The sequence below is a fragment of the Dyella sp. RRB7 genome (assembly GCF_022761115.1).
In the GTDB taxonomy this organism is placed as follows: domain Bacteria; phylum Pseudomonadota; class Gammaproteobacteria; order Xanthomonadales; family Rhodanobacteraceae; genus Dyella.
In genome coordinates, this window is sequence record NZ_JAKWJS010000002.1 from 441,672 (window position 1) to 458,818 (window position 17,147).

At 65.8% G+C, this 17,147-nt stretch carries 15 protein-coding genes; 1 reads left to right on the plus strand and 14 read right to left on the minus strand.

Going from position 1 to position 17,147, the window contains the following annotated elements; genetic code table 11:
- Positions 1-25: 25 nt before the first annotated feature.
- The 3 genes from rlmD to MJ606_RS08275 form a co-directional block, all read right to left on the minus strand.
- Entirely contained in the window at positions 26-1,339 is a 1,314-nt protein-coding gene (gene rlmD / locus MJ606_RS08265) for a 23S rRNA (uracil(1939)-C(5))-methyltransferase RlmD (RefSeq protein WP_243049054.1), read from the minus strand.
- Positions 1,340-1,410: 71 nt separating this feature from the next.
- On the minus strand, positions 1,411-2,016 hold the full coding sequence (locus MJ606_RS08270) for a YdbL family protein (protein ID WP_243049056.1): 606 nt from the start codon (positions 2,014-2,016) through the stop codon (positions 1,411-1,413).
- 45 nt (positions 2,017-2,061) lie between these two features.
- A complete protein-coding gene (locus tag MJ606_RS08275) occupies positions 2,062-4,083 on the minus strand; it encodes a hypothetical protein (protein ID WP_243049057.1) in 2,022 nt (673 codons plus the stop codon).
- 44 nt (positions 4,084-4,127) lie between these two features.
- Here MJ606_RS08275 and MJ606_RS08280 point away from each other — a divergent pair, with 44 nt between their 5' ends.
- The gene (locus MJ606_RS08280; RefSeq protein ID WP_243049058.1) at positions 4,128-4,883 is read left to right on the plus strand and encodes a response regulator; all 756 of its coding nucleotides are present in this window, start codon (positions 4,128-4,130) and stop codon (positions 4,881-4,883) included.
- A 4-nt stretch (positions 4,884-4,887) separates the two neighbouring features.
- On the opposite strand, the gene recO is transcribed toward MJ606_RS08280, so the two are convergent.
- The 11 genes from recO to MJ606_RS08335 all read right to left on the minus strand — a co-directional run bounded on the left by recO (position 4,888) and on the right by MJ606_RS08335 (position 16,963).
- Positions 4,888-5,598 (minus strand): DNA repair protein RecO, encoded by a 711-nt coding sequence (recO, locus tag MJ606_RS08285; protein ID WP_243049059.1) that lies wholly within the window; start codon positions 5,596-5,598, stop codon positions 4,888-4,890.
- Between the two features lie 30 nt (positions 5,599-5,628).
- Positions 5,629-6,564, minus strand: coding sequence for a GTPase Era (era, locus tag MJ606_RS08290; protein ID WP_243049060.1), 936 nt, complete (start codon positions 6,562-6,564; stop codon positions 5,629-5,631).
- On the minus strand, positions 6,561-7,217 hold the full coding sequence (gene rnc, locus MJ606_RS08295) for a ribonuclease III (RefSeq protein ID WP_243049061.1): 657 nt from the start codon (positions 7,215-7,217) through the stop codon (positions 6,561-6,563). The genes era and rnc overlap by 4 nt, the downstream gene beginning before the upstream one ends.
- A gap of 15 nt (positions 7,218-7,232) precedes the next feature.
- Entirely contained in the window at positions 7,233-7,613 is a 381-nt protein-coding gene (locus tag MJ606_RS08300; protein WP_243049062.1) for a DUF4845 domain-containing protein, read from the minus strand.
- A 138-nt stretch (positions 7,614-7,751) separates the two neighbouring features.
- Positions 7,752-8,654 (minus strand): signal peptidase I, encoded by a 903-nt coding sequence (gene lepB / locus MJ606_RS08305; RefSeq protein ID WP_243049063.1) that lies wholly within the window; start codon positions 8,652-8,654, stop codon positions 7,752-7,754.
- A gap of 50 nt (positions 8,655-8,704) precedes the next feature.
- Positions 8,705-10,495 carry a translation elongation factor 4 gene (gene lepA, locus MJ606_RS08310; protein ID WP_243049064.1) on the minus strand — a complete coding sequence of 597 codons (1,791 nt, stop codon included), beginning with the start codon at positions 10,493-10,495 and terminating at the stop codon, positions 8,705-8,707.
- Between the two features lie 286 nt (positions 10,496-10,781).
- Positions 10,782-12,266: a DegQ family serine endoprotease gene (locus MJ606_RS08315; protein WP_243049065.1), complete on the minus strand. Its 1,485-nt coding sequence runs from the start codon at positions 12,264-12,266 to the stop codon at positions 10,782-10,784.
- 116 nt (positions 12,267-12,382) lie between these two features.
- Complete coding sequence (locus MJ606_RS08320) at positions 12,383-13,045, minus strand: sigma-E factor negative regulatory protein (protein WP_243049066.1); 663 nt, start codon at positions 13,043-13,045, stop codon at positions 12,383-12,385.
- Positions 13,042-13,638, minus strand: coding sequence for an RNA polymerase sigma factor RpoE (rpoE, locus tag MJ606_RS08325; protein WP_243049067.1), 597 nt, complete (start codon positions 13,636-13,638; stop codon positions 13,042-13,044). Before rpoE ends, MJ606_RS08320 begins: the two co-directional genes overlap by 4 nt.
- Positions 13,639-13,913: 275 nt before the next feature.
- Complete coding sequence (locus MJ606_RS08330) at positions 13,914-16,469, minus strand: EAL domain-containing protein (RefSeq protein WP_243049068.1); 2,556 nt, start codon at positions 16,467-16,469, stop codon at positions 13,914-13,916.
- Complete coding sequence (locus tag MJ606_RS08335) at positions 16,466-16,963, minus strand: hypothetical protein (RefSeq protein ID WP_243049069.1); 498 nt, start codon at positions 16,961-16,963, stop codon at positions 16,466-16,468. The genes MJ606_RS08330 and MJ606_RS08335 overlap by 4 nt, the downstream gene beginning before the upstream one ends.
- Positions 16,964-17,147 lie beyond the last annotated feature (184 nt).

The window sequence follows — 17,147 nt, forward strand, 5'->3', positions numbered from 1 at the left end:
GAACATAGACGCTTTCAGAACATCCCTAGCGTTCGAACAACGCGATCGACTCCACGTGGGCGGTATGCGGGAACATATCCATCACACCGGCCGCGCTCAAGCGGAAACCGTGCTTCTGCACCAGGATACCGGCGTCGCGCGCCAGCGAACCGGGATGACATGAAACGTACACAATCCGACGGGTTTCCTTGTGCGGCAGGTACTCCAGCACCTTGTCGGCGCCGGCGCGCGGCGGATCGAGCAGCAGCTTGTCCCACGGCTGTTTGGCCCAGTGCGCGTGGCGCTGGTCCTCGAACAGGTTGGCTACTTCAAAGCGCGCGTTGGCGATGCCGTTGCGCGCGGCATTTTCCGCCGCGCGCTCGACCAACCCGTGCTCGCCTTCCACGCCCATCACCTCGGCCACGCGGCGCGCGATCGGCAAGGTGAAGTTGCCCAGGCCGCAGAACAGGTCGAGCACGCGGTCGCTGGGCTGCGGATCGAGCAGTTCCATCGCCCGCGCCATCATGCGGCGATTCATGCCCGCGTTGACCTGCACGAAGTCGAGCGGACGGAATTCCAGCTCGACATCCGCAACGGCAGCATCGTCGCTGGGAATGCGAAACGCCAGGCGCGGGTGCTCCGGCCACAGCGGATGCACGCTGGTCACGCCACCCGGTTGCAGATAGATGGCAAGGCCGTGCTGCTGGCCGAACGCGGTGAGCGCGGCGAGATCGCGCTCGCCCAGCGGCGACATGTGGCGGAAGACCAGCGCCACCGTATCGTCACCGGCGGCAAATTCGATCTGCGGGATCTCGGTGGCCGCGTCCATGCCGCCCACCAGTTCGGCAAGCAGGCCGATCTTCGGACCCAGCGCCGGATGTACTACTTCGCACTGGGTGATATCGGCGACGAAGCGCGGGTTGCTCTCCTCGCGAAAGCCCACCAGCACGCGGCCCTTCTTGGCCACCTGGCGCACCGACAGGCGACCCTTGCGGCGATAGCCCCAGGGGACGTCGGTCAGCGGCGGCAGCCAGCGCTCCGGCGCCACCTTGCCGATGCGCTCGAAGTTGTCCTTCAGCACGCGCTGCTTCACCTCGATCTGCGATTCCGCATCCAGGTGCTGCAGCGAGCAACCGCCGCACTGGCCGAAGTGGCGGCACAGCGGCTCCACGCGATGCGGCGAGCGGGTGACCAGTTCCACCACCTCGGCCTCGTCGTAATGGCGATGGCGCTTGCGGATGTGCAGCTTGACCTGCTCGCCCAGCAGGGCGCCGCTGACGAAGACGGCCTTGCCGTCGATGCGGGTAACGCCTTTGCCGTCGTGGCTGAGGTCGGTGATGGTGGCTTCGAATTCTTTCATGGCTCTCAAAACACGCGCGCCCGGATCGAAGACCCGGGCGCGGCAATCGGGTAATGGGTTGGGCGAACGGCTTACTTCTGCTTCCAGGCGCCCGAGGCGTCCTGATAATACCAGCCTGCGCGCGAGCGCTCGATCCAGCCCTTGGCGAAGGTGGCGCGGATCTGCGCCTCCCACTCCGGATGGTTGTTGGCGTTGGCCACTTCGCGATAGAGCGCGTTGCGATCGCGGTTTTCGTCAGCCACGGCAGCGTTCACGGCGGCGCGCTGGTCCAGCGGTACCTTGGCCGCGTCGCGCACGGCCACCAGGCCGTCCTGGGTGAAGCCGACGGCGCCACGGTCGAACAGCGGTGCCAGGGTGTCGCGGAAGCGTGCCTGCATGCGGTCACGGATGGCTTCGGTGGTCGCCGTCTGGATGCGGATGTTCGGCGCATCGGCCGCATGCGCCGAAGGAATCAGCAGGTCGAGCAGCATGGCCGACGGCTGGACGCCCTTGCTGGGCGATGCGGGCGGCGGGTCACGCCTGGTGGCGGGCGCCGGCGCGTTGTTGTCGAGCACGGTACCGATGAACTGATCGGCCGCCTTCTGCGCTGCTGCCTCGGGAAAATAGACATTGATGGTGACGCACCCCACCAGGGCGACCAACACCATGGTCAACAATCCATAGACAAGCTTGCGCATGATCGACTCCTTCGGGGTGGAATGCTCGCATCGAAGCGAGCTTGCTCAGTGGACTTCCGGTCCGTTGCCGGCAATGGCAGCCTTCAAGCGCCGCACCAGGGTGGGCCAATCGACCTGGGTCTGGTGCCCGATCACCTGCAAGTGGGGCAGACCGCTACCCTCGACGATAGTGTAGCCATCCGCGTCGTTATCCAGACCGCCCATATGGCATACCGAGGCCTGCAGCGTGCAGTTCAGGCCGATCCGCTTATAGCCGAAGGTCTTGAACAGTTTCAGCACCGCGCCTTGCAGGCCCGCGGCCACGCCACCGCCGCCCATCGCGGTCAGGTTGTTCACGGCGCGCTGGCTGATACGGCCACCACCGCTGGCCAGCAAGCTGGCCTTGAACGCCACCGGGTTCCAGTTGACCAGGCGCAACTCGTCGACGGAGCCATCCATGCGGCCGGTGATATTGCCGAAGTCGAACACGCTGGTCATGGCGGCCAGGTCGAGCTGCCGCAACTGCACGTCACCCGACAGCACCGGGCTGGCACTGAATGGCCCCTGCACTGACAGCTTGGTGATGTCGACGAAGCCATCGAACACATTCACCGACAGGCCGCCGTCCAGCTCGATGCGGTCGTCGATCCAACGCAACCCGGGAATGGCGCCACCCAGCGTCCCCGGGAACTCGGGCCAGCCCATGGCGCGCGAGAACGCTGCCATGTCGATGCCGGTAAAGGCCAGCGAGGTCGCCAGCCGGCGCCCCTTCGCCGCGGCGGGACGCCATTCCAGGTCACCTACGCGCACGCGGCCGTTGAGCAAGGGCAACTCCAGTGCATGCTGCAGGCTCAGCGCACCATCGCGGCTCTGCCAGCGCGCCTGCGCGGCGCCATTGGCCATCCGGTACACCTGCAGGCCCTGCCACCCCAAGGTAGTGACGGGGCGCTCGCCCTGTGCTGCCCAGTCCAGGCTGCCACGCAGCCCCTTCAGCGCCAGCCGGCCCTCGGCGTCGGCCAGGTCCAGGCCCTCGGTGTCGAAGGCGAAGCTGCGCAGGCCGGAGGCATCCATATCGAGACTGCCATTGAGCTGACCATCGACACGCATGTCACGCATGCCCAGGGTAGCCAGCCAGGCCTGGCCATAACGCTGGTAGGCCGCCGGAAACCGCGACTGCAGCCGTTCGAGCTTCAGGTGCTGCAACTCACCCTTGGCGTTGAAGGCCAAGGCGCCGTCGAACTGCAGCGCATCGGCATCCGCCACGCGCAGGCGCGTGAAGTCCACGGCGCCACCATGGGTCGCCGCCGAAAGGCTCAGCTGTACGGGATGATCCGGCAGATGCGCATAGATCGGCCCGAGCAACAGCTCGCCGCCGCGCAGGCTGGCATCGAGATCGATGCGCGACGGGCTGGCCGTGGTGTCGATGTTCAGCCGGCCATTGCCGCTGACACCCTGGCCGGCGATCGTGCCGCTGGGCGTATCGAATCCCCCCGTGCTGAGGGCGAACTGGCCCGAGGCCTGGAAGCCCTTGTCCGCCATGTCCAGCGCCATATCGGCATCCAGCTTGCCGGCGGTGGCGCGGCCCGACCAGACCGTGCCCAGGATGCCCTGCAGCCACACCACGGGCACGCCCTTCAGGCTGATCTGCGCATGCGTGGGCTGGTCCAGTGGAAGTGCCGTGCTGGCCTGTGCAGCGCCCTGGCTGATATCGATCTCCAGCGTATTGGCCGCCTCGTCCACCACCATGGACACCTTGGCGTTGCTCAACGCGGCGCCGGGAGCGCCCGCCATCTGCATGGTGCCGTCGAACAGCCAGCGCATATGCACATCGCGTTGCAGGACGCCCTGCAGGTCGATGGCCACGCGCTTCCAGCCCATGCTCGGAACGTCGGCCTTGGCGGCGCGCAGGGTAAGCCGCAGACCACCTTGGCCGTCCTCGCCGACCCGTGCCTGCACATCCTGCAGCTTGAGGCCGGGCACGCTCATCGCCTTCGCGCCCAAGGCGATATCCGCCCGCGCGGGCAGCACCAGGCCGACCCAAAGCAGGATGGCGAAACTGAGTAAAAGATGGCTTGATGTGAAACGCATGAGGCGCCATTCTGCCAAAACCAGCTGAACGACACGGACTAGTCATGTTCAACACGCTCACAAGCGACCTTTCTCGCGCTCCCGGCACCCCCGAAACCATGCGTGCCCTGGTCGCGGACGACGACCCCACCAGCCGTCTTTTCCTGGTGGAAGCCTTGCGCAGCCTCGGTCTGGACGCCCAGGGCTGCGACGACGGCCCGGCCGCCATCGCCCTGGCCCACGACGAGACCTTCGACCTGCTGCTGCTGGACTGCCGCATGCCGGGAGGCGGCGCGGAGGAGGTATTGACCGCCCTGCGCCAGGATCCGCAGGCCCGCTCGGGCGATTGCACCGCTGTGGCCACCAGCGCCGAGATGGACGCGGCAGAGCGACAGCGCCTGCTGGCCGCCGAGTTCAGCGAAGTGCTGCTCAAGCCCTGCAACGTGGCGGACCTGCGACGCATCCTCAACCTGGTGCAGGCGGGCGCGGCCAGCTCGCCCCTGCTCGACGATGCGCAAGCCGTCGCCACCATGGGCGACGCCGACCTGGTGGGCGCCATGCGCACCCTGCTGCGGACCGAGCTGGCTGGCCTCTATCAGGACCTGGATGTGTTGCGTGACGACACCGAGGCCTTTACCGGGCGACTGCATCGCCTGCGTTCCTCCTGCGGCTTCTGCGGCGCGTCGGCACTGGCCACCCACGCCATCGTGCTGCAACGCCATCTCAAGCTCGGCCACTCCGGCTCGCTGGCGCCGCTATCGCGCTTTCGCAAGGTGCTGCTGGCGACCATCGAGGCGCTGGAATCGCACGACCACGCCTAGGCGATCAACGTCGCGACATGGCCATGCCCAGCACCTGCCAGGCGCGCAGCTCGCTGCCGCCCAGGTGAAAGCGGATCACGTCACGCATCATCACTCTTAATGCAGGCAGGCCGGTCGCATCGGGCATGCGGTCCTCGGCCAGCGCCAGCAGATCGCCACCACGCAGCGCGTGCGGAGTGCCCGGCCGACAGGGCGACGGCCCCTGCTCCACGGCGTAGCGGTACCACTGGTCCGGCTCCACCGGCTCACCCGATTCGGCCTCGAAGACCAGCTGCAGGCCATAGCCGATGGCGTCCAGCAGGTCGCGCTCGAAGCGCCGCAGGCTCCACGCCAAAGATTCGGTCATTGTCAGTCGCGGCAGCGTTCGCGCGTAGGCGGCGAACAACTCAGGCTGTGGGTCCTGGCGACCGGTAAGGCGCACCACCAGTTCGTTGAGATAAAGCCCCGCCAGACCGGCATCGCCGACCAGACGCAAGGGCGCGCCGATGCCTTCCGCGCCTTGCAGGGTCGCCAGCTCACCGCGCAACAACAGGTCCATCGCCAGCGGCTGGAACGGCTCCAGCTGCGCCCGTTGCAAGCGCGCCTTTTCGCGCCGCACGCCACGGGCCACCACGCCCATGCGGCCGTGGTCACGGGTCAGGCATTCGAGCAACAGCGAGGTCTCGCGGTAAGGCCGCGAATGCAGGACATAGACCGGCTGCTGCTCAATACGCATGTGAGGTGAAGAAGTCGCGCCCTTTGCGGCTTACTCGTAGCCGAACTTCTTGAGCATCGTCTCGTCGTCGACCCAGCCTTCGCGCACCTTCACCCACAGGCGCAGGAACACTTTGCGCTCGAAGGTGCTTTCCATGTGGCGGCGGGCGGCGCTGCCAATCGCCTTGAGCTGGGCACCGCCGTTGCCGATCACGATGGCCTTCTGGCCGTCACGCTCCACCCAAATGATGGCGTGGATCTCGGCCACGCCATCCGGACGATCCTGGAACTGCTCGATCTCCACCGTGGTGGCGTACGGCAGCTCCTGGTCCAGGCGCAGCATCAGCTGCTCGCGGACCATTTCGGCGGCAAGGAAGCGCTCGCTGCGATCGGTGACTTCGTCTTCGCCGTACACCGGCGGCTGCACCGGCAAGCGCTTCAGGATGCCCTGCTCCAGCTCCTTGAGGCCTTTCTGCTTGAGCGCGCTGACGTAGTAGACGTCGTCGAAGCTGTGGCGCCCCATCAGCTCCGCCACGAACGGCAGCATGGTGGTCTTGTCCTTGGCCAGGTCGACCTTGTTGATCACCAGCAGGCGCGGCACCTTCTGCTCGACCAGGGCGTCGTAGAGCGTCTCGTCTTCGTCGGTCCAGCGTCCCGCCTCGATCACCTGCACGACCACGTCGACCTCGCTGATCGCCGAACGCGCCGCGCGGTTGAGACTGCGGTTCATGGCGCGCTTGGCGCCGCGATGCAGGCCCGGCGTGTCCACGTACATGATCTGCCCGGCCTCGCTGGTGGCGATGCCGAGGATACGGTGTCGCGTGGTCTGCGGACGCGGGCTGACAATGGACAGGCGAAAGCCGATCAAGGCGTTGAGCAAGGTGGACTTGCCGACATTGGGCCGGCCAGCGAGGGCCACCGTACCGCAGCGAAAATCGTCGTGGGGAAGCTCGGCAGGTGCGCCCAGCTCGATATCGTCGTTGTTCATGAGTTCAATTCCTGCAATCGACGCAGCACGGTTTCGGCTGCGTCCTGTTCGGCGGCCCGGCGACTGCTGCCGCGGCCTTCGGCGCGGATCGGCGCGGGTTCGGCGATCTCGCAGGAGACGTCGAAGGTTTTGGCGTGGTCCTCGCCATGGCTGTCGATCAGATCGTACTGCGGCAGCGGCCAGCCGCGCGCCTGCAGCAGTTCCTGCAAGCGCGTCTTGGCATCCTTGGAGGAGCGCGGGATGGCCGCCACCAGGGGTTCGAACAGGGCTCGCACCACCGCGCGGCATTCGGTAAACCCCGAGTCCAGGTAAACCGCCGCCACCAGCGCCTCGAACGCATCGGCAAGAATGGACTCGCGACGGAACCCGCCACTCTTGAGCTCGCCCGAACCGAGCTTCAGCTCGTCGCCCAGCTCGAGCTCGCGCGCGATGACAGCCAGTGCCTGCCCGTTGACCAGCTGCGCACGCAGGCGCGAAAGCTCGCCTTCGCTGGCGTTGGGGTGGGCTTCGTAAAGCAGCTCGGCGACCATCACGCCCAGCAGGGCATCGCCGAGGAATTCCAGCCGCTCGTTGTTCGGCTTGCCCGCGCTGCGATGGGTCAGCGCCAGCTGCGCGAGGGCCGGGTCAAGAAAGCGGTATGCCAGCTTGGTCAAATCATGGGCCTGTGCTTATTCACCGACATTGCCCTGCAGCGTCACGCTCTTTTCGAAATGCAGCAGGAAGTCGATGTTGTACATGAAGGGAATGCGCTTATCGTACGAGACACTCAACTGCGCGGCATTGCCGTCACGCTTGATGGTGATGTCCTTGGGCTTGATGGTGGCATCGTCCACGTACTGGAAATCCATCTTGCGCATCAGGTCGTTGCGGACGTCGTTCAGCGACTTGCCTTCCACACCTTCACTGGCGATCTGGGTCATGGCCTTGTTGACGCCCATGTACTCCGTATACGCCGGTATCAGCTTCATCGCCATGAAGCCGAAGAAGCCCGCGATGATCAGCGCAATGAGAAACCCGATCAGGGTGATGCCCGACTGTTTCGATTTCATAGTCCCCTCACTATGCCGTCATGCGGCGCAACCTGGTTATTGACTATCCGCCGCCGATGCATGGCCGGCAGCGTGTCCATTGTCGCCGCAAGCGACGGTGGCCGTCACTGTGATCCGGTCAACGCCCGTCACGCTTTTTCAATGAATGACGGTGCCCATGCGATGGAAGGCCACGCCCGAGCCGGTCCAGCTCAGCCAGATCAGGAACGCCTTGCCGGCCAGGTTCTGCTCCGGCAGGCAACCCCACCAGCGGCTGTCCGTACTGTTGTAGCGGTTGTCGCCCATGGCCAGGTAGCAGCCCTGCGGCACCACCAGCGGCACATGGGGGTTGGGCAGCGGCGGCGGCACGGCGTAGTTGGGCATGCGGGCGGTGAGATGGTTGACCACCCCGCCCTGGCCGTCAGGCAGGTGCTCGTTCCACACCGTGGCGCCCATTTCCAGCATCAGCCGCGATTCCGGACGCTTTGGGTCGCCCTCGTAAGGACCCACCAGGTCGGCCGCCACCGGCTCGCCGTTGACGATCAGCTGGTCGCCGCGCATTTCCACCCGGTCACCCGGCAGGCCAATCACGCGCTTGATCCAGTTCTGGTTGGGCACCGGCGCATGCGGATCGGCGCAGCTCTGGTCGCCGCTGCGCACCAGTTTGCCGCCGTCCTCGCACAGGTAGCCCGGGAAACGGAACACCACCACGTCGCCGCGCTTGGGCTCGCCCAGGCTCACGAACTTGTTGTTGAAGGCCGGCATGCGCAGGCCATAGGCGAACTTGTTCACCAGGATGAAGTCGCCCACGTCCAGCGTCGGCATCATCGAGCCGGAAGGAATGCGGAACGGTTCGGCCACGAACGAACGCAGCAGCAGCACCACCAGCACCACCGGGAACAGCGAGCGCGACCAGTCCACCAGCACCGGCTCGCGCACTTCCCCACCCGCCGCCTCGGCCTTGGCCTTGCGCTGTTTGTAGAAGAACAGACGGTCCAGGCCCCAAATCACACCGAACACTACGGTGAGGCCAAGCAGAATCGCCGAAAAATCGAAATCCATGCCTTACTCCAAAGGTTGGCCGGCGCAAGGGGCGCCGAATCCGCAACTTGTTATTTGTCCACCTTCAACACGGCAAGGAAGGCCTCTTGCGGAATCTCCACACGGCCCACCATCTTCATGCGCTTCTTGCCTTCCTTCTGCTTCTCGAGAAGCTTCTTCTTGCGGCTGACGTCACCGCCATAGCACTTGGCCAGAACGTTCTTGCGCAGGGCTTTCACCGTGGAACGGGCGATCACCTGGGCGCCGATCGCGGCCTGGATGGCCACGTCGAACTGCTGGCGGGGAATCAGGTCCTTCATGCGCTCGACCAGGTCGCGGCCGCGACGCTCGGCATGCACGCGGTGCACGATCAGGCTCAGCGCGTCCACGCGATCGCCATTGATCAGCACATCCACGCGCACGAACGGGCCGGCTTCGAAGCGCTCGAAGTGGTAATCCATCGAGGCGTAGCCGCGCGACACCGACTTGAGGCGATCGAAGAAATCCAGCACTACTTCGGCCAGCGGCATTTCGTAGCTGATCTGCACCTGGGTGGCGAGGTACTGGATGGAACGCTGCACGCCACGCTTCTCTTCGCACAGCGTGATGATGTTGCCGATGTAGTCCGGCGGGGTGAGGATGTTGGCCACGATGATCGGCTCGCGGATCTCCTCCATCAGATGCGCCGCCGGCAACTTGGCCGGGTTGTCCAGCAGCATCACCGAGCCGTCGCTCTTGAGCACTTCGTAGACCACGGTAGGCGCGGTAGTGACCAGATCCAGGTCGTACTCGCGTTCCAGGCGCTCCTGCACGATCTCCATGTGCAGCATGCCCAGGAAGCCGCAGCGGAAACCAAACCCCATGGCCTCGGAGCTTTCCGGCTCGAAGAACAGCGCCGCATCGTTGAGGCGCAGCTTTTCCAGCGCCTCGCGCAAGGCCGGGTAATCGTCGGCCGAGACCGGGAACAGGCCGGCGAACACGCGCGGCTGCATGGTCTGGAAGCCGGGCAACGGCTTCTCGGCCGGCTTGCCGGCGAGCGTCAGGGTGTCGCCCACGGGGGCGCCGTGCACGTCCTTGATCGAGGCGGTGATCCAACCCACCTCGCCGGACGAAAGCTTGTCGAGCTTCTTGCGCTTGGGCGTGAACACACCCACTTCGCCAACCTCGTGCGCGCGGCCGGTGGACATCACCAGCAGCTTGTCGCCGGGCTTGATCTCGCCCTGCATCACGCGCACCAGCGACACCACGCCCAGGTAGTTGTCGAACCACGAATCGATGATCAGCGCCTGCAAGCGATCGGTATCGCCCGGCTTCGGCGGCGGGATGCGCGCCACGATGGCTTCCAGCACCTCGACCACGTTCTGGCCGGTCTTGGCGCTGACCGCCACGGCGTCGTCGGCATCGATGCCGATCACCGCCTCGATCTCGCCCTTCACCTTTTCCGGATCGGCGGTGGGCAGGTCGATCTTGTTGAGCACTGGCACCACTTCCAGGCCCATCTCCACTGCGGTATAGCAGTTGGCCACCGACTGCGCTTCCACGCCCTGGGCTGCGTCCACCACCAGCAGCGCGCCCTCGCAGGCGGCCAGCGAACGGCTGACCTCATAGGAGAAGTCGACGTGGCCCGGGGTATCGATGAAGTTGAGCTGGTAGGTCTTGCCGTCGCGCGCCTTGTACGGCAGCGACACCGACTGCGCCTTGATGGTGATGCCGCGCTCGCGCTCGATCGGATTGTTGTCGAGCACCTGCGCCTCCATCTCGCGCTCGGTCAAGCCGCCACAGATCTGGATGATGCGATCGGCCAGCGTGGATTTGCCGTGATCGATATGGGCGATGATGGAGAAATTTCGGATCAGTTCCATGGAGCACGCTAGCTGCGTTCACCGCCGTGCGCGGCGCGCAGGCAGCGTATCACCGGGGTGGGGATACGAACCCGGCATTATCGCATGGAACGGAGGGCTACCGGACATGACACCCAAGCCATGTCGGGCGGGCGCCGAAGCCACTGGCAAACGGCCAGGCAGTGCGCCGGGACGACGGTAGCCCCAAGCTCCCATCGTCCCGACGGCTTCTGACAGCCCGGGGGCTGGTCACATCACGACCGGGCACGTCACCCAGCAGCGCTGCCATACGCTGCTGCGAACACCCTTAGTCGTCCTTGCCACCGGGTACGGTCAGGCCGATGAAGCCACTCTGGTCGCCATGCCGGACAAGCAACAGCACAGTGTCGCCCGGCTTGGCATCCCTGGTCGCCTCACGGAATGCAGCAACGCTGCCGACCTTCTTCTGGTTGACCATCAGGATCACATCGCCCGGCTGCAGGCCCGCCCGGGCGGCCACCGAACCGGTGATATTGCTGATCGCCACGCCCTCACCGGCCTTGAGACCCAGCTGCTGGCGGGTATCGCTGTCCAGGTCCTGAACTCCCAGCCCCAGCGCGCTGGCGCTGCCGCCATGGGTGGCCGGGGTGTCCATGTCCGCTGAAGCGAGCATGGCATGCTTGTCGCGGGGCATCTCGCTGACGGTGACATTCACGTCCTGCTTCTTGCCATCGCGCAGGATCGTCACCGTGGCCTTGCTGCCCGGCGGGGTCTGCCCCACCAGTGGCGGCAGGTCGGCGCTCTGGTTGATGCTCTGGCCGTTGAAGGCAAGGATCACATCGCCCGGATGCAAGCCCGCCTTGTCAGCGCCACTGCCCGGGGTCACCTGGGTCACCGCGGCACCCGTGCCGCTTTCCAGCTTGAACGCCTTGGCCACGTCATCCGTCACCGCCTGCACGGTCACGCCAAGCATGCCCCGCGAGACATAGCCCTTCTCCTTGATCTGCTTGACCACGTTCATGGCCACGTCGATCGGGATGGAGAACGCCACGCCCAGATATCCACCGGTATTGGAATAGATCTGCGAATTGACGCCGACCACCCGGCCCTGCAGGTCGAACAGCGGACCACCCGAATTGCCGCGATTGATCGGCACGTCGGTCTGGATGAAGGAGGTGTACGGCTGGTCCTGGCTGCCCAGGTTGCGGCCCACGGCGCTGACGATGCCCTGCGTCACCGTGTAGTCGAAGCCGAAGGGCGAGCCGATGGCCAACACCCACTGCCCCGGCTTGAGCGCGCGCGAATCGCCGATGCTCACCGCCGGCAGGTTGCCTTTGGCATCCACCTTGAGCAAGGCGATGTCGTATTGCGGGTCGCTGCCGACCACCTTGGCGGTGAGCGTGCGGCGATCCTGCAGGCGAACCGTCACGCTATCGGCGCCGTCCACCACATGATTATTGGTGAGGATGTAGCCGTCGCTGGAGATGATGAAGCCCGAGCCCAGCGAGGTGCGCTGCTGCTCTTCCGGCGACGGCATGGCGGGCATGCCGAAGAAACGGCGGAACATCTCCATCTGCGGATCATCATCGTCGTCCGGCATGCCTGGCGCGGCGCGACCCGCACGCGCCTTGTCGGTCTTCTTGCCGCTGTATTTGGCCTCGACATGCACCACCGTGGCGGCATTCTTCTGCACGATGCCGGTAAAGTCCGGCAGGCTCGATACGGCAGGCGCGTCTTGTGCCTGCACGCCGGCAGCCAGGGCAAGGCTGATCAGGACACCGCACGAGAACGTGCGCAGGGCGAGTCGATTCATGAAGTCCTCCTTCGACATGTCACGCGCGCGCCCATGCCAGCCCGACAAGCGGACTGGTGTGGGCGAGCGATATGGGGAAAGCAATCAGGCCGCGGAAACGGACACACGGCGGTGCATCACTGTGACGTGGCGGGCGCCTGCGTCGACAGCCGCTGCATCGACTGATCGGGATGGATCAGCAGCAGGTAACTACCGTCGCCGTTCTGACCGGGATAGCGCGCCACGCGATACGGCGTGAGGCTGTCGCGCGAATACAGCAGCGTGCTGTCGTCACCGCCGTCCAGCGTGGCCGAGGCCTGCTGGCTCAACTGGTACGGGGAGTCGGCATAGGCGTTGACCCAGCGCGGAGCCACCACCGGAGGAGCCTCGGCGCGCGCCACTTGCGCATGCTCATCGAAGCCTGCCGCGGACGACGGCGCCGAGGCCACCTGCGGCGAGGGGTGATCGGCGCCCTGCCCGGCCGGCTGGGCCACCATCAGGGCCGCCGCGGCCACGCTCGCCGCGATGGCGCCACCGGCCGACCAGTGCAGCCAATGCCGGCGCTTGCCGTGCACCACGATGCTCTCGCGCTCGATCGCCTGCATGACCCGCGAGGCAAAGTCCGCGGAGGCCAGCGGGGGAAGCTGGCGACGCAGACCGTCACGGGCCACGTGATAGCGCGACCAGGCCTGCTGCAAGGTGCTGTCGTGGTCGAGTCGGCGCAGCAGGAAGCGTAGTTCCTCCTTCGACAGCTCGCCATCCAGGCCGGCAGACAGGTTTTCGCGTTGAGTGTCAGTCATGGTTTTTTGTCCTCGCGGTCGGACAGGAGCGGCCGCAGTTTCTCATCGATAGCTTCACGGGCCCGAAAAATACGTGAACGTACCGTACCGATCGGACAACCCATCGCCTCGGCGATTTCCTCGTAACTCAAACCGTCAACCTCACGCAAGGTAATGGCGGTCCGCAATTCTTCAGGCAGCGATTGGACAGTGGAAAACACGGTTTGTTCAATTTCCTGCCGCATCAGCTCGCGCTCAGGCGTGGCGCTCTCCTGCATGCGGTCGGCGCCGGGCACGAAGGCCGCGTCGTCGATGGCGATATCGTCCGCCGGCGGGCGACGCCCCATGGCGACCAGATGGTTCTTGGCCGTGTTGACGGCAATCTTGTACAGCCAGGTATAGAAAGCACTCTCGCCGCGGAAGGAGCCAATGGCCCGCCATGCGCGGATAAACGCCTCCTGGGCGATGTCCTCGCATTCGCTGTAGTTCTTCACATAGCGCGACACCAACCCGATGACCTTGTGCTGGTACTTGCGCACCAGCAGGTCAAACGCCCGCTTGTCCCCTTGTTGGACGCGCTCGACCAGCGCGCTGTCCAGTTCATTTTCGCCCATCCGGGCTGTCTCCTTCGTCGATGCTGCCACGCGCCTCGGGATGCCTAAGGATGTGAGCGAGCTGCTCAGACAAGAACTTCGCAGCCTAGTTCAGCATGCCGGCGCATGTTTACCAACCCCCAGGTACGGGGAGGACGCCAGGTGACGCCACCTAAGGAGAAACGCGCGGGCACGCCAAGGGAGCACCGCCTGCGGGCCTCACCCCGCGGGTACGGCAACAGGACATCCCATGCCCCATCCAGCAATATATGGGGGAGCACGAAGCCCCCTGCAAGTCAGGCGGCGGTGCCGCTGACTCCGGCCAGCAGGCGCTGGCGTTCCAGCAGCAGCTTCTCGAACGCCGGCTGCGGCAAGGGCCGGCAGAACAGGAAGCCCTGCAGCTCGTCGCAATGGTTGTTGCGCAGGAATTCCAGGTGCTGCTCGGTTTCCACGCCCTCGGCCACGACGCCACGCTTGAGCCGGTGGGCCATTTCGATGGTGGCGCGCACGATGGCCTCGTCGTCCGGATCGACACCGATATTGCGCACGAAACTCTGGTCGATCTTGATGCGGTCGGCCGGCAGCTTGCGCAGGTAGTCCAGCGAGGCCGCGCCGGTGCCGAAGTCATCGATGGCGATGCGGCATCCCAGGCGATGCAACCCCTGCAGGTTCTCCACCAGGTTGGGGGCCGCCTTGATGCTGATGCTCTCGGTCACCTCCATCTCCAGCAGGTTGGCATCCAGGCCGCTTTCATCGAGCGCGGAGGCCACGATCTCCAGCAGGTTCGACTGCATCAACTGCACCGCCGAGAGATTCACGCCCAGGCGCAGGCGCAGGCCAAAGCGCCGCTCCCACTCCTGCGCGTGCCGGCAGGCGGTGCGCAGCACCCATTCGCCGATCGAGACGATCAGGCCGGTCTCCTCGGCCAGCGGGATAAAGAAGCCCGGCCCGATGAAGCCCAGTTCGGGATGCTCCCAGCGCACCAGCGCCTCCATGCCCACGATGTCCTCGGTCACCGAGTCGACCTGGGGCTGGTAGAACACCCGCAGCTCGCCCTTGTGCTCGGCATGGCGCAACCCGGACTTCAAGGCCAGGTTCTGCTGCTGCGACTGTTCCGCGCTGCCTTCGAAGATCTGGTAGTTGTTGCGGCCCAGGCTCTTGGCCGCATACATCGCTTCGTCGGCGTGCTTGAGCAAGGTCTCCGCATCCGGCGCATCGTCGGGGAAGAAGCTCACGCCGATGGATGCGGTGACCTGCAGCTCGGTGCCGTCGTCGATGCGCAGCGGCGCGCCCATCACCTGCACGATCTTCTCGGCGATGCGCAGCACGTCCTCGTTCTTCAGGATATGCCGCAGGATGACCACGAACTCGTCGCCCGCATAGCGCGCCACGGTGTCGGAGGCACGCACGCTGGCACGCAACCGCTGCGTGGTGGTGAGCAGCACCTGGTCACCGACCGCGTGCCCAAGGGTGTCGTTGATGGTCTTGAAGCGATCCAGGTCGACAAACAGCAAGGCGAACGATTCGCCGGTGCGGTTGGCCTCGCGGATCACCGTATCCAGGCGATCGTTGAACAGCAGTCGATTGGGCAAGCCGGTCAGGGCGTCGAGCAAGCCTTCGGCGCGCCCCTGCTCGCGGGTCTGGCGCAATTCCAGCGCGTGCCCGAAACGGGATGCTGCGCAACGCAACACCGGCTGCACGATCGCGGGTGCCGGCAAGGGCTGCCGCGAGCCCACCAGCAAAGCGCCGAGCACCGTGTGGCGCTCGTCCTGCAGCGGCAAGCCGGCAAAGCCCACCAGGCCCAGTTGTTCCAGCAAGGGATCTACCGCCGCCAGGCGGGCGGCATCGGCCGGATGCAGCATGGCCTGTCCCGCCAGCACCAGGCGCAGCGAGCTTTGCAGGTGGGGACCGGGCCACAACTGTTCCTCGCCGCGCCAGTACTGCACCAGTTGAATCGGCGCGCCGCCATCGTCCTGGCGGGCCGACCAGACCGCGACATAGTCCAGCCCCATTTCCTCGTAGAGCAGGCGGGCCGCCTCGGCGATGCCCTCATCACCGCCGCTGCAGCCGAACATCTTCGACAACAGGGCGAGGGCCACTTCGGCGCGCGCACCGGCGCTGTTGCTGCGAAACACCAGCGCCACGGCATCGCGGCCGCCATATCGGACCGGACGTGCGCTCGCTTCGCCACCATCGGCCCCGCGCACCGAACGACGCTGGGCGGGATACCAGGCGCGCGAACCTTCGGCGATCACATGCTCGGCGGTGTTGCCGAGGAAGCCGAGGATCTCGCGCAACGGGCGGCCACGCAGTTCGTGATCGGCCAATCCACTATGCCTTGCCAGGGCGGGACTGAAATCGAGAACGCGGCCGCGCGCGAGGTCGACGATCAGCCACTCGGTATCGAACTCGTCGAAGGCAAAGCGGAAGTCGCCATCGCCCGCCCCGTTGCCCGGCGCGGCAGCCGACGGCACCGACGCCCGCTGCAGCCGCTGCCAGCGTGCCAGCAGTTCGTGCTCGATCTGCGATGCATAAAGCCAGTCGGCGACACCCGCAGGCAGCACTGCCGGCTTCAGCACGGCGCCATCGTCGAGCACGGCGATCAAGGGCGCGGTGGCGCAAGCGGGCTGGCTGCGCAGGATCTCGATGCCGGCCATGGCGTCGCGGCCATCGCCATCGAACACCACCACCATCAACGCCAGCGCAGGCCGCCCTTCCAGCAGGATGCCGGCATGGGTCGCGTCGCGGGCCGAATGCACGACGAAATGTCCGTCGTGATCGAACGTGTCAAACAGGGCGCGGCGCAGCTCACGCTGCGCTGCCACCACCAGGATGCCGGCGGGACTGCTCATGCCAGCACCCAACGACCGTCACGCAAGCGCGGACGCTGGGACAGCTCGGGCTGGCAACTGAGTCGCACCAGCACATCGCTGAAGCTGGTCACCAGCGGTGCCGGCGGATCCAGCAGGACGATGCGCCGCACGTGACCGGTGGTGGCGCGTGCGAGCTGGCGAAGCACGGTCGCATCGCCCATGGCCATGGGCACCGGCGGGCGCTGCAGCAGGTACACGCCGAAATGATTGCTCTGCTGTATGTAACGCAGCGTGATGCTCAGCCGTTGGGAACCTGGCAGGCCCGCGTGCTCCTCCCGCAGGTTGCCCAGGCCTTTTTCAGGATTCCACAGATAGATGGCCTGGCCGGTACGCCGCACCAGCAACCGCAGTTGCTCGATCAGCCCCGCATCCTCGCCCCCTTCGAGGGCAATCAGGTTGCCGCGCGCGGCCAGGATGCGCTCGAGGATCTCGGCGCTCGCGTGGCGGGTTGGGGTGGCGATGGGCATGTTCATGCGGGCGTAACTTACGGGGTCTGGGCGCTTTCGCAAAGGTGGGAAGCAAGCCTCGCCGGATTCGGTGTTCCATTTCATGCGGCAGCGCACAGGTCGCGGTTTTACAGGATTTTCATGATTGCCCGGCTGCCCCGGGGCCGTCTCGCAATCCTCGCTACGGGCAGGTATGGTGCGAGGCTTCCCG